Genomic DNA, 13,716 nt, shown 5'->3' with positions numbered 1-13,716 from the left:
AAAAGAGGGAGAATATGCCGGGAACAATTATCTGCTATGGAGATTCAAATACGTATGGTTATGATCCACATGATCAGATGGAAGGACGCTATTCGAAGGATGTCCGCTGGACTGGAATCCTTGAGACGGAGACATCCTGGAAGATTGAGAATCACGGAGTGAATGGAAGAAGTATTCCACATACTGTAAGCACTGTGAAGTTTGCCTGTGATCAGGTAAGGGACTGGCACAGACGTCCGAATTCGGTGTGGCTCTGGGTAATGCTCGGGACAAATGATCTTCTTGAGAATCCGGATTTTACAGCGGCAGATGTGGCAAAACGTATGGAACGTTTCCTGAAAAGGCTTATGGAGGAAGCGGGGCTTGCAAGCCGTAAAATGAAACTCCGGCTGATTGCGCCTCCTGCGATGCAAGAAGGAGCGTGGGTGGACCGGCCGGAACTTCTTACGGAATCCCGGAATCTCGGAAAAGAATATCAGAGGATCGCGCGCCGGGTAGGTGTTGCTTTTACAGATGCAAGTGGGTGGGAAATTCCGACCATTTATGATGGAGTGCATTTTACGGAGGAAGGACACCGGATGTTTGCCGAAAAGATCCGCGAGGAGATAAAGATATAAAATGAAAAGCAGAGAAAGAGGAGCAGTATGGTAAAGGTAGATCTGATCACAGGATTTCTCGGATCGGGAAAGACAACATTTATAAAAAAATATGCGAGCTATCTGATGGAACAGGGACAGAATATCGGGATACTGGAAAATGATTTCGGGGCGATCAATGTAGATATGATGCTCCTCCGGGAACTGGAAGGCGCGAACTGCGAACTGGAAATGGTTGCGGGCGGATGTGATAAAGACTGTTATCGGAGACGTTTTCGCACAAAACTTATTGCAATGGGAATGTGTGGATATGACCGTGTGCTGATCGAACCGTCAGGGATTTTTGATGTTGATGATTTTTTTGACGCATTGAACGAGGAACCCCTTGATAAATGGTATCAGATCGGAAATGTCATTACCGTGGTGGATGCGTGTCTGGAAGAAAATCTTTCAGAAGGTGCAGACTATATTCTGGCATCGGAAGCGGCAAATGCGGGCTGCATTTTGCTGAGCCGTACGCAGCAGGCATCAGAGGGACAGATAAAGGCAACGGTTGCGCATATCAACCGCGCTTTAGAGAAAATTCACTGCAAAAGAGCTTTGAAAGATGAAGTGATCTGTGGAGACTGGGAAGATTTTTCCGAAAAAGATTACAAAAAAATTTTGGAATCCGGTTATCAGGTCGAAGATTATGAAAAAATGTATATAGAGCAGGACGAGATCTTCCAGTCACTGTTTTTGATGGACGAAGGAATTTCTCCAATGAAAGCCAAAGAGGCGGTAAGGGAGATTTTTGGAGACCCGGAATGCGGACAAGTCTTCCGTATCAAGGGATTTTTGAAAGACGGAAATGTATGGCAGGAGCTGAATGCGACAGTCCATGAGCTGACTATGCATCCGCTGGAAGCAGGGCAGGATGTGCTGATTGTCATAGGCGAACAGATGAATGAAGAAAAGATACGAGGATATTTGAAAAAATGAGTGTAAGAGTTTTATTTACAGATCTTGATGGAACATTATTAAACGATGCAAAAGAAGTTACCCCGGGAAATCAGGCGGCTATCGATGAGGCCCTCGCAAAGGGACACAAGATCGTGGTCTGCACGGGAAGACCGCTTGCAAGTGCCAAGGTCTGTGCTGCAAAGGCGGGACTTGATAAAGAAGGCTGTTATGTGATCTGTTTTAATGGCGGACAGATTTATGATCCATATCATGAAAAAAACGTTTATGGTAAGACTTTTTCGAAAGAAATCGCAGTAAAGATCATAAATGAGGCACTGAAACGTGACCTGCACATTCAGGGGTATAATGATACAGAGATTCTTGCTGTACGGGATACGGAGGAATTAAGAAAGTATTCGGCTGTGAACCACCTTCCATATAAAATTGTGGCGGATGCGGCGGCAGTGGTACCGAAAGATCCATATAAGCTTATTGCAATCTCTTCCTCAGGAGCAGAGGAAAGAGCTAAAAATCTGAAATTTCAGAGAGAAGTAATTGAACCGCTGACAGGAGAAGTGCACAGCTTTTTTTCCAATGACCGTTATCAGGAGATTGTCCCGGAAGGTATTTCAAAAGGCTTTGCGGTCAGATGGTTCTGCGATTATGTGGACGTACCGATTGAAAATTCCGTTGCAGCCGGAGATGCGCAGAACGACATTGAAATGCTGAAAGCTGCTCATGTCGGAGCCGTTATGTGTAATGCATATCCGGGTATCGCAGAATATGGAAATTATGTTACTGAGCATGACAATAATCATGATGGTGTGGCAGAGATCATACGTAAGTTTATTCTGAGAGAAGACTGAAAGCCGGACAGGAGGGAGATATGGACTTTTCTTCCGGTGTGTGATAAAATTGTGTGAGTATAAATTTCAAATAATAAAATACGAAATGGAGAAATATAGAAAATGAAACTTGGAATCGTAGGTCTGCCAAACGTAGGCAAAAGTACACTGTTTAATTCACTGACAAAAGCAGGAGCAGAATCCGCAAACTATCCGTTCTGTACCATCGACCCAAACGTCGGTGTGGTTACTGTTCCGGACGAAAGACTGAAACTGCTCGGAGATTTTTACCACTCTAAGAAGGTGACACCGGCTGTTATCGAATTTGTTGATATCGCGGGTCTGGTAAAGGGTGCATCCAAGGGTGAGGGTCTTGGCAACCAGTTCCTTGCAAATATCCGTGAAGTAGATGCAATCGTACATGTAGTGCGCTGCTTTGAAGATCCGAATGTCATTCACGTAGACGGAAGTATTGATCCGCTTCGCGACATCGAGACGATCAATCTTGAGCTGATTTTCTCTGATATCGAAATTCTTGAAAGAAGAATTGCAAAAGTAACCAAGACTGCACGTATGGATAAGGAAGCTGCCAAAGAGCTTGATTTCCTTCAGAAAGTCAAGAAACATCTGGAAGACGGTAATATGGCGATCACTATGGAACTTGAGAGTGAGGATGAAGAAGGATGGATGGGAACATACAATCTTCTTACATGGAAACCGGTGATCTATGCCGCAAATGTAAGCGAAGATGATCTGGCAGATGACGGTGCGTCCAACGATTATGTACAGGCAGTAAGAAAGTACGCAGCAGAGCAGAAGAGCGAAGTTTTCGTAATCTGTGCAGAGATCGAAGAAGAAATTTCCGAACTGGATGATGACGAAAAGAAAATGTTTCTCGAGGATCTCGGACTGAAAGAATCCGGTCTTGAGAAGCTGGTAAAAGCAAGCTACAGTCTTCTGGGACTGATGAGCTTTCTGACATCCGGAGAAGATGAGACACGTGCGTGGACGATCAAAACCGGAACAAAAGCACCTCAGGCAGCAGGTAAGATCCACACAGACTTTGAAAGAGGATTCATTAAGGCAGAAGTTGTCAATTATCAGGATCTTCTTGACTGTGGTTCCTATGCAGGTGCAAGAGAAAAAGGTCTTGTACGTATGGAAGGTAAAGAATACATCGTGCAGGATGGTGATGTGATACTGTTCAGATTCAATGTATAATGGATTGCAGATAAAGGATCTTGGTTAAGATCCGGAATAAGGGAAGGTGTTTTATGAATCTTTCAATTCGATTTCCTAATATCAGTGCTTATTTTGAGGGGATGAATAAGTCGTTTACGGTTTTCGGATTTGAGATCACAGTATATGGGATACTGGTAGCGGTTGGAATGCTTTTCGGACTTGCAGTTATAATGCTTCAGGTCAGAAAGCATAAAGAAAACCCGAATCTCTATCTGGGAATGGTACTTATCTCACTGATCGGCGGGTTGATCGGTGCAAGATTGTATTATCTTGCATTTTCGTGGGAGTCTTTCAGCGGAAAGCCATGGACAGAACTCATCAATATCCGTGGGGGCGGACTTGCAATATATGGAGGAATCTTCGGCGGCGCGCTGGCAGGATTTATTTACTGTAAGATACGTAAAGTTTCTTTTGGGCAAATGGCAGATACTGTCAGTATAGGATTGCTGACAGGGCAGATAATAGGTGTATGGGGAAATGCATTTAACAGAGAGGCCTTTGGTGAGTACACAGACAGTCTGTTTGCAATGCAGATTCCACTGGAATCGGTCCACAGCAGCGCAGTGACCAAACAGATGAGGGACAATCTGGTGATGGTACTTGATGAACCTTTTATACAGGTACATCCGCTGTTTCTCTATGAGAGTATCTGGTGCCTTCTTCTGCTGATCGTTCTTTTGATCCTTGGCAGAAGAAAAAGTTTTCAGGGAGAAATTTTTCTTCGTTATCTTGCCGGATACGGACTGGGTAAATGTGGAATCGAGTGGCTCCGCACGGACAGCCTGTATATTCCGGGAACTAAAATATCCGTTTCCCTTCTTGTATCTGCAGTGCTCTTTCTGGTCTGTGGAGTGACGGCTTCGGTACGTCATATCCTCTCCAGAAAACGAAATGCACTTCGCAGCCGCAGGAGAGAGGAGGCATATGTGCCGGACGAAAACACAGATGGAAGCAGACTCGGGAATGTTCAGAACTTTGAAAATGTTCAGGATGAATTCAAAGAAATTCTGGACAGGCCGGAGACTTCGGCACCTTCAGAGCAGACTGAACCGGAAGATCAAAAGCAGGAAGGATCTTCAGAAACAGCTTCCGCTCAGCCGGAAACTGGATCGGATCATGATCAAACTGAATAAATGAGCAAAAGGTTCTCCATGTTTATGACGTGGGGAGCTTTTTTTGTGTAATAGGAAATTACTCCGTAATGTTCCTATTACACAAAAACGCTCCGCGAGGATGCGACCAGATGCATGAGGAATATGTCTGCTAAAGCAGACTGCATCTGGCGCGCAAAGCGTAGCAAGTCCCTCAAAGATTGAGGGATTCAGGGAGTTTGAAGCGGACTTGTCCGCTTTGTTCTAACAGAACCAAAATAATACTTTCAAAGTACTGAATTGTTTGGAAAAAATCTACGATTCCCACTTGTAATTTAGGGGTAAATAGGGTAGAATGGCAATATAAGTGGTAGAAAGTGGTGAATAGTGGTGGCAGATGGAGGGAATGTGGCAGATTCCACCGTTTCCATCCGAGGATACGAAGGGGAGAATCGTATCTGAGAGAGTAGGTGAGTAAAATGTTCATGGGCGAATACAATCATACAATCGACGCGAAGGGGCGTCTGATCATCCCTTCCAAGTTCAGGGAACTCCTGGGAGAAGAGTTCGTACTGACCAAGGGACTTGATGGTTGTCTTTCTATTTATCCGATGGACGAATGGAAAGCCTTTGAAGAAAAACTCAGAGCCTTACCACTTACAAATAAAAACGCCAGAACCTTCACACGTTTCTTTGTAGCAGGTGCGACAAACTGTGAACTGGACAAGCAGGGGAGAATCCTTGTACCACAGACGTTACGGGAATTTGCTGGTCTGGAAAAAGACGTTGTACTTACCGGAAATCTGAACCGCATTGAAGTTTGGAGCAAAGAAAAGTGGAGCGAGAACTGCGATTATGATGATATGGACAGTATCGCAGAGGGAATGCAGGATATGGGTATCATCATCTAAGCATTACGCCGGAAAGAAATCCCACAGGAGACGGATATGGAATTTAAACACAAATCTGTATTACTGGATGAAACCATTGAAGGTCTGAGTATCAGACCAGATGGCATCTACGTGGATGGAACTCTGGGAGGAGCGGGGCACGCAAGTGAAGTGTGTCAGAGACTTTCTGCCAAGGGGAGATTTATTGGCATAGATCAGGACCAAGATGCGATAATTGCTGCGAGTGAAAGACTGGCTGCCTATGAGGACAGAGTGACGATCATTCGCAGCAATTATTGTTACATGGTAAATGAACTTAAGAATCTGGGCATTCAGAAAGTCGATGGAATCGTTCTTGATCTGGGAGTTTCATCTTATCAGCTGGATAACGAAGAACGTGGCTTTACCTACAGGGTAGATGCACCGCTTGACATGAGAATGGATCAGAGACAGAGTCGCACAGCTGCTGACATTGTCAATGGCTACGACGAAAAAGAACTTTACCGGATCATTCGTGATTACGGAGAAGATAAATTTGCAAAAAATATTGCGAAGCATATTGTGGCTGCGAGAGCAAAGGCACCGATTCAGACAACCGGAGAACTGACAGAGATTATCCGTCAGTCCATTCCGATGAAGATTCAGGCGACCGGAGGGCATCCTGCAAAGAGAACTTTCCAGGCAATCCGAATCGAACTGAACCGTGAACTGGATGTCCTTCGAGAATCCCTGGATGGTATGATTGATCTGCTTGATGATGGCGGAAGAATCTGCATCATCACTTTCCATTCACTGGAGGACAGGATCGTAAAGACGATTTTCCGCAAAAATGAAAACCCGTGCACATGTCCGCCGGATTTCCCGGTATGTGTATGTGGTAAGGAATCCAAAGGAAAAGTCATTACAAGAAAACCAATCCTGCCAAGTAAGGTCGAGATGGAAGAAAATCCGCGATCAAAAAGTGCAAAGCTGAGAATTTTTGAGCGAAGATATAAGAAATAGAACTAAGAAGTAATTTAGATAGAAAGTTGTGAGTCAGAGATGGAGAGGACAAACAGAGCGGTCACATCCAGAAAAAACAGAACAAACGCAGGAAATGTCCGCGGAATGTACGTGGACGGAAATGCCGCACGGAGACTTCAGGAAGTACCTGCAAGAAAATATCAGACAGCAGGAGTGCAGACAGCCAAACGTGTCCGCGAGGAACGCGCAGCAGAGAAATCCCGTCAGCTCAGCCGGGAGACACAGAGAAACAGAGAGAAAGCAAAGAGTATGGGACGTGGTTTTGTACTGTTCCTTGCAGTTGTCAGTGTGGCAGTACTTTTTTGCTGTGTGAATTATCTGCAGCTCAAATCAGATCTTACAGGCAAAATGAAGACTGTCGCAGTTCTGGAGACAGAATTATCTCAGGTAAAAGAAGATAACAATGCATACGAAAGTCAGGTGACTTCTGATGTAGACCTGAACACCATCAAAAAACTCGCAATCGGTCGTCTGGGTATGAATTATCCGACAGATGACCAGAAAAAGACATACAGCATGCCGAGTAACAGTTATGTAAGACAGTATCAGGATGTGCATTAAACAAGAGGTGAGAATTTGAGTAATACCAGACAGAGGAATCACAGGAAACCTCAGAAAAAAATTAATCACTTGATGAGAGGAAAGCTAGTAGGACTATTTGCAGTAGTGTTACTAGCTTTAGTTTGTTTGCTGGGGCGAATCACATACATCAATGCCATAAGCGGGCAAAAATACAAGAAACAGGTGCTGACACAGGCGCAGCAGAAATACGAGAGCAATGTGCTTCCGGCCAAACGTGGTGATATTTACGACCGGAACGGCAACATTCTTGCAACGAGCCAGAAGGTTTACAATGTGATTCTGGATTGCAAAACCGTCAATTCCGATGAGGATTATGTAGAGCCTACTGTGAGGGCGCTGGTGGATGTTCTTGGGCTGGACGAAAAAGATATTCGTTCGAAGCTTTCGGCAGAAGATACAAAAAACAGCCAGTACCAGATAATCAAAAAACAGATTTCCATGGATGAAAAGAAAGCATTTGAAGATTATCAGACACCGGGAGAGGACAGCGAACTCTCAGATGCACAGAAAGCAGAGCGTAGCAATGTCAAGGGCGTATGGTTTGAAGAAGATTATCTTCGTACTTATCCTTTTAATGATCTTGCATGCGATACAGTAGGATTTACTCTGGCACGTGACACCGCCGATGTAGGTCTGGAAAGCTACTATAACAGTACTCTGATGGGCGCTGATGGCCGCCAGTATGGATATATCAATGACAATTCCGATGTAGAGCAGACAATCATCGATCCAAAAGACGGACAGAGTATAGTCACTTCACTGGATGTCGGTGCACAGCAGATTGTTGAAAAATATGTCAATGGATTTAAAACTGCAATGGGAGCTAAGAATATCGGTGTGATCGCAATGAAGCCTTCGACGGGTGAAATCATTGCCATGGATGGCGGTGACCGTTATGATCTGAATAATCCGCGTGATCTGTCCGGTAAACACAGTGAAGAAGAAATCGCCGCGATGAATGATGAGGAGACGGTAGAAGCGCTGAACTCCATGTGGAGCAATTTCTGCATTACCGAAACCTATGAGCCCGGATCTGTAGTAAAACCGATCGTCATGGCAGGGGCGCTTGAAAAGGGTAGAATTTCTGAGTCAGATACATTCAACTGTGACGGTGGACAGACATTTGGTGCAAATGGTGATACGTACATCAAGTGTGCGGTATGGCCGGATGCGCATGGTACAGAAGCGCTTCGTGATGTAATCGCGAACTCCTGTAATGATGCAATGATGCAGATCGCAGCCAAAATGGGAACGGAACAGTTCCTGAAAGCGCAGACGTTATTTAATTTCGGATCCCGTACCGGTATCGATCTTCCAAATGAAGGTTCCGGTGTAATTCATACAGAAGAGACAATGGGAGAGACCGAGCTTGCCTGCTCTGCATTTGGACAGGGATTTACCTGTACGATGCTCCAGGAGATCAATGCGATGTGTTCGGTTATTAACGGCGGTTCCTATTATCAGCCGCATCTCGTGACAGAAATTCGTGACAGCAGCGGTTCCACGGTCAAAAAGATCGATCCGATTTTGATGAAACAGACTGTATCTTCTGAGATTTCCGCAGATATCCGTTCTTACATGGAAGCCAGTGTGCAGGAAGGTACCAGCCGTACGTCTAAGGTAGAGGGATACAGTTCAGGTGGTAAGACCGGTACAGCAGAAAAACTTCCGCGAGGCAACGGCAAATATCTGGTTTCTTTTATTACATTTGCACCGGTAGATGATCCGCAGGTACTTCTCTATGTCGTTGTAGATGAACCAAATACAGAAGATCAGGCAGACAGTAAATATCCACAGTATATCGCACAGGGTATTCTTTCAGAACTTCTTCCGTACCTGAATGTCGCTCCGGATGAATCCGAAGACGGAAGTGTACCGGAGACAGAACTTTGGGAAAAATTCAAAGGAAATCTGGTAGATGTATCCGGAAGCAGTGTAGATGAACAGGGGAATCTCGTAGACGGAAACGGAAACCGTGTGGATCTGGAAGGCAACCGTATCGATGAGAATGGCTATCTGTTGGATGACAACGGAGAACATAAGCTTGACGATAACGGCGAGTATATTTTATCTACACACATTATCACATCGACGGGCGATTCATCGTCCGGAGACACACTGAAAGAGGCAATTTCCGATACAAATGTACCGGCCCCTCCGGAAGAGGATGAGTCCGAAACAACAGAGAACAATGATATGGAAAGTGAAGGAATTACCAACGAAGAGGCCGGACTTGACTAAATAAAATAACAGAAGTATCCTCCGGGAACGCGTCATATATTATTATGACATTGCCCGGGGGATTTTTTGTGCAAAAAAAGAATGCATTTTATAAAAGAAATTATACGTTTCACAAAAGAAAAGTATGGATCGTCTTTTTACTTTGCATGGCGATGACGGCGGGACTCATTGGAAGGCTGGTCTATCTGATGGGATTCCGATCGGATTATTATTATGAAAAAGCAGAGAATCTGCATGAGAGGGAGCGTGACATCAAGGCTGCAAGAGGAAAGATCCTGGATACGACCGGAAAAGTACTTGCGGCGAACAAAACTGTATGTACGGTCTCGGTGATACACAGTCAGATAAAAGAGCCGGAAAAAATCATCCACCTGCTTACGGAAAAACTGGGGATATCGGAAGAAACTGTACGCAAAAGGGTGGAAAAAGTTTCTTCCATCGAGCGGATCAAAACAAATGTGGAGAAAGAGACCGGTGATGAAATCCGAAATGCCGGACTTGCCGGGATAAAAGTGGATGAAGACTATAAGCGTTATTATCCGCTTGGGGATCTGGCGTCCAAGGTATTGGGATTTACCGGCGGTGATAATCAGGGCATTATCGGACTGGAAGCAGAGTATGATGAAATCCTGAAAGGAGAAGCAGGCAAGATTCTGACGACAACAGATGCCAGAGGGATTGAACTGGACGGAATCGGTGAAAACAGAGAAGAGCCACAGCAGGGATACAATCTTCGGATCAGCCTGGATGCATGTATTCAGGAATATACGGAACAGGCAGCAAAAAAAGTTATGGAAGAAAAACAGGCAGAGCGCGTTTCTATTCTGCTTATGAATCCGCAAAATGGAGAAATTTATGCCTGTGTCAATGTGCCGGAGTTTGACCTGAATGAGCCGTTTACACTGAATACAGATGTCAGTACTGATAGAATGAGTGAGAAAGAAAAACAGGATCTGCTCAATCAGATGTGGAGGAATCCATGTCTGAACGATACGTATGAGCCGGGTTCCACATTTAAGATCATCACGATGTCTGCCGGACTTGCAGCAGGTGTCGTTTCTGTCAATGATTCTTTTTACTGCCCGGGCTATAAGCTGGTAGAAGACCGGCGAATCCATTGTGCAAACCGGCGGGGGCACGGAGCACAGAACTTCATACAGGGAGCGGAAAATTCCTGTAATCCTGTGTTTATTGAAGTGGGACTGCGCCTCGGAGCAGAAAGATACTACAGCTATTTCCGACAGTTTGGTCTTTTGAAGAAAACTGGCATTGACCTTCCGGGTGAAGCGGGAACGATTATGCATAAGATGGAAAATATGGGAGAGGTGGAACTGGCAACGGTTTCTTTTGGTCAGTCATTTCAGATCACACCTATCCAGCTTGCAACAACCGTATGCTCCCTGATCAACGGAGGACGCCGCATCACTCCGCATTTTGGAGTGGCAGTTGAGAATCCCGGTGGAGAAACAGTCAGAGAACTTGAATACCCGGTGGAGACAGGAATCCTTCCGGAAGATATTTCGGCAACTGTGCGTATGATACTGGAAAAAGTCGTATCCGAAGGTTCAGGCAAAAATGCTGCAATTGAGGGGTACCGGATCGGGGGTAAAACTGCAACTTCCCAGACACTTCCACGAAGCGCAAACCGTTATATTTCCTCATTTCTCGGATTTGCACCTGTCGATGATCCGAAGGTGCTGGCACTCTGCATTATCCATGATCCGCAGGGAATCTATTATGGAGGCACGATCGCGGCACCGGTCGTCCAGAGCATTTTTGAAAATGTACTTCCATATCTTGGAATCGAACGGCAAAAAACAGTGGAAATCACAGACAGTCCGGCACGTGAGGGTTGATAAATCTACGTAAAAGCCGTATAATCAAACGTGATAAAAAACGAAAGAATGATAAGAGGTGTGAGGATGAATATTCAAGTTGTATTCCCGGTACTGATCTCATTTGCAATCAGTGTGATTCTGGGACCGATCGTCATCCCGTTTCTGAGAAGACTCAAGATGGGACAGACAGAGCGTGTAGAAGGTGTACAGTCACATTTAAAGAAGGCAGGTACTCCGACCATGGGAGGTGTGATCTTCCTGATCGCAGCCGTGGTGACGACCCTTTTTTATGCAAAAGATTATCCGAACGTGATTCCGGTACTGTTTCTGACACTGGGATTTGGTATCATCGGTTTTCTGGATGATTATCTCAAGGTAGTACTGAGACGTTCTGATGGTCTTCTGGCATGGCAGAAATTCGGTCTTCAGGTTGTTGTAACCGGAATCTTTGTATATTATATACTGAACTATACAAATGTGGATCTTGCGATGCGTATCCCGTTCTGGCCGAATCATTATCTGAATCTTGGCTGGCTGGCGATCCCGGTTCTTTTCTTTGCTGTGATCGGTACCGTAAACGGTGTAAACTTTACAGACGGACTTGACGGTCTGGCATCCAGCGTAACGCTGATCGTGGCAGTTTTCTTTACTGTTGTTTCCATTGGTATGGGAAGTGGTATCGAGCCGGTGACAGGAGCGGTAGTCGGAGGACTGATGGGATTCCTTCTGTTCAATGTATATCCGGCAAGAGTTTTTATGGGTGATACAGGATCTCTGGCTTTGGGCGGATTTGTTGCAGGTGCTGCTTACATGATGCAGATGCCGTTGTTTATTCTGCTGATCGGACTGATCTATCTTGTAGAAGTGTTGTCTGTTATGATTCAGGTTACGTATTTTAAGGCAACTCACGGAAAACGTATCTTTAAGATGGCGCCGATCCATCATCACTTTGAATTGTGTGGATGGTCAGAGACAAGAATTGTTGCCGTATTTTCTGTGATCACCGCAGTTATGTGTCTGATCGCACTTCTGGCAATGTAAATGTCACAAGGAGGAATTATTATGAATTTACAGGGAAAAAAGGTGCTTGTATTCGGTTCCGGCAAAAGCGGGATCGGTGCAGCCGAGCTTCTCGGACAGGTTGGTGCAGAGCCGATCATCTATGATGGAAATGCAGATCTCGACAAAGAGGCTGTAGTACATAAAGTAAAACACTGTAAAGATATCAGCGTATATGCGGGAGAGCTTCCGGAAGAAGTAAGAAAAGCACTGGATCTGGTTGTATTAAGTCCCGGTGTACCGACTGATATCCCGATCGTAAAGAGCTTTTATGAGCAGGGGCTTCCGGTCTGGGGAGAAGTCGAGCTTGCTTATCGCACAGGTAAGGGAAGAGTGCTTGCAATTACCGGAACAAACGGTAAGACAACGACAACTGCACTGCTTGGTAAGATCATGAGAGATGCAGAAGATTCTGTTTTTGTTGTCGGAAACATCGGTACTCCATATACTTCCAAAGCACTGGAGATGCAGGATAATACTACGACAGTAGCGGAGATCAGCAGTTTTCAGCTTGAGACAATCGAAGAATTTGCACCGAAGGTCAGCGCAATCCTTAATATCACCGAAGACCATCTGAACAGACATCATACGATGGAAGAATATATCCGTGTAAAAGAACTGATCGTTAAGAACCAGACAGCGGATGATTTCTGTATCCTGAACTATGAAGATCCGGTCCTTCGTGAGTTTGGTCAGAATATTACTCCGAAGGTTGTATATTTCTCAAGTGTACGTAAGCTTGAAGAGGGAATTTATCTGGATGGTGATCAGATCATCTTGAAAACTTATGAAGAAGAGATTCCGCTGGTGCATACCGGAGAACTCAAACTTCTCGGACAGCACAATTTCGAAAACGTCATGGCTGCATCTGCAATGGCATATTATGCAGGTGTTCCGGTGGAGAGCATCCGTAAGAGCATCTGTGAATTTACTGCAGTGGAGCATCGTATCGAATATGTAACAGAGAAAAATGGTGTTGCATATTATAACGATTCCAAGGGAACCAATCCGGATGCTGCAATCAAAGGCATTCAGGCAATGAACCGTCCGACACTTCTGATCGGCGGCGGTTATGACAAAGGTTCCAGCTATGATGAATGGCTGAATGCCTTCGATGGCAAAGTACGTTATCTGGTATTGATCGGCCAGACACGCGACAAGATCAAAGAGGCAGCAGAGCGCCTCGGTGTATGTCCGTGCATCTTATGTGAAAACCTTGAAGAGGCAGTAAAGGTATGTGCAGAAAAGGCAAATCCGGGAGATGCCGTTCTTCTTTCACCGGCATGTGCAAGCTGGGGACAGTTTGACAACTATGAACAGCGCGGAGATATGTTTAAAGAATATGTCAGAAACCTGTAATCGCTGTG

Annotated in this window: 12 protein-coding genes; all 12 read left to right on the top strand. The window is 45.1% G+C overall.

The window, feature by feature from the left end; all coding sequences use genetic code 11:
• The first annotated feature begins 14 nt into the window (after nucleotides 1-14).
• Nucleotides 15-617, top strand: a complete 603-nt coding sequence (locus BQ7344_RS07045; protein WP_072522004.1) for a GDSL-type esterase/lipase family protein — start codon at nucleotides 15-17, stop codon at nucleotides 615-617.
• 27 nt (nucleotides 618-644) lie between these two features.
• Nucleotides 645-1,577, top strand: a complete 933-nt coding sequence (locus tag BQ7344_RS07040; RefSeq protein ID WP_072522003.1) for a GTP-binding protein — start codon at nucleotides 645-647, stop codon at nucleotides 1,575-1,577.
• On the top strand, nucleotides 1,574-2,404 hold the full coding sequence (locus tag BQ7344_RS07035; protein WP_072522002.1) for an HAD family hydrolase: 831 nt from the start codon (nucleotides 1,574-1,576) through the stop codon (nucleotides 2,402-2,404). The genes BQ7344_RS07040 and BQ7344_RS07035 overlap by 4 nt, the downstream gene beginning before the upstream one ends.
• Nucleotides 2,405-2,506: 102 nt before the next feature.
• A complete protein-coding gene (ychF, locus tag BQ7344_RS07030) occupies nucleotides 2,507-3,604 on the top strand; it encodes a redox-regulated ATPase YchF (RefSeq protein WP_072522001.1) in 1,098 nt (365 codons plus the stop codon).
• Nucleotides 3,605-3,657: 53 nt separating this feature from the next.
• Entirely contained in the window at nucleotides 3,658-4,758 is a 1,101-nt protein-coding gene (lgt, locus tag BQ7344_RS07025; RefSeq protein WP_072522000.1) for a prolipoprotein diacylglyceryl transferase, read from the top strand.
• A gap of 437 nt (nucleotides 4,759-5,195) precedes the next feature.
• Nucleotides 5,196-5,627 carry a division/cell wall cluster transcriptional repressor MraZ gene (mraZ, locus tag BQ7344_RS07020; protein WP_015541975.1) on the top strand — a complete coding sequence of 144 codons (432 nt, stop codon included), beginning with the start codon at nucleotides 5,196-5,198 and terminating at the stop codon, nucleotides 5,625-5,627.
• 36 nt (nucleotides 5,628-5,663) lie between these two features.
• Nucleotides 5,664-6,608 (top strand): 16S rRNA (cytosine(1402)-N(4))-methyltransferase RsmH, encoded by a 945-nt coding sequence (rsmH, locus tag BQ7344_RS07015; protein ID WP_072521999.1) that lies wholly within the window; start codon nucleotides 5,664-5,666, stop codon nucleotides 6,606-6,608.
• Nucleotides 6,609-6,647: 39 nt separating this feature from the next.
• Entirely contained in the window at nucleotides 6,648-7,190 is a 543-nt protein-coding gene (locus BQ7344_RS07010; RefSeq protein ID WP_083585504.1) for a hypothetical protein, read from the top strand.
• Nucleotides 7,191-7,295: 105 nt separating this feature from the next.
• Entirely contained in the window at nucleotides 7,296-9,452 is a 2,157-nt protein-coding gene (locus BQ7344_RS07005) for a penicillin-binding transpeptidase domain-containing protein (protein WP_235816064.1), read from the top strand.
• Nucleotides 9,453-9,598: 146 nt separating this feature from the next.
• Nucleotides 9,599-11,308 (top strand): peptidoglycan D,D-transpeptidase FtsI family protein, encoded by a 1,710-nt coding sequence (locus BQ7344_RS07000; protein ID WP_235816063.1) that lies wholly within the window; start codon nucleotides 9,599-9,601, stop codon nucleotides 11,306-11,308.
• A gap of 66 nt (nucleotides 11,309-11,374) precedes the next feature.
• Entirely contained in the window at nucleotides 11,375-12,331 is a 957-nt protein-coding gene (gene mraY, locus BQ7344_RS06995; protein WP_072521997.1) for a phospho-N-acetylmuramoyl-pentapeptide-transferase, read from the top strand.
• A 21-nt stretch (nucleotides 12,332-12,352) separates the two neighbouring features.
• A complete protein-coding gene (gene murD / locus BQ7344_RS06990) occupies nucleotides 12,353-13,708 on the top strand; it encodes a UDP-N-acetylmuramoyl-L-alanine--D-glutamate ligase (protein WP_072521996.1) in 1,356 nt (451 codons plus the stop codon).
• Nucleotides 13,709-13,716: the final 8 nt, after the last annotated feature.

The sequence above is a fragment of the Blautia sp. Marseille-P3087 genome (assembly GCF_900120195.1).
Taxonomy (GTDB): domain Bacteria; phylum Bacillota; class Clostridia; order Lachnospirales; family Lachnospiraceae; genus Blautia_A.
Note: the sequence above shows the minus strand (reverse complement) of the source record. Positions and strands in the feature narration are given on the sequence as shown.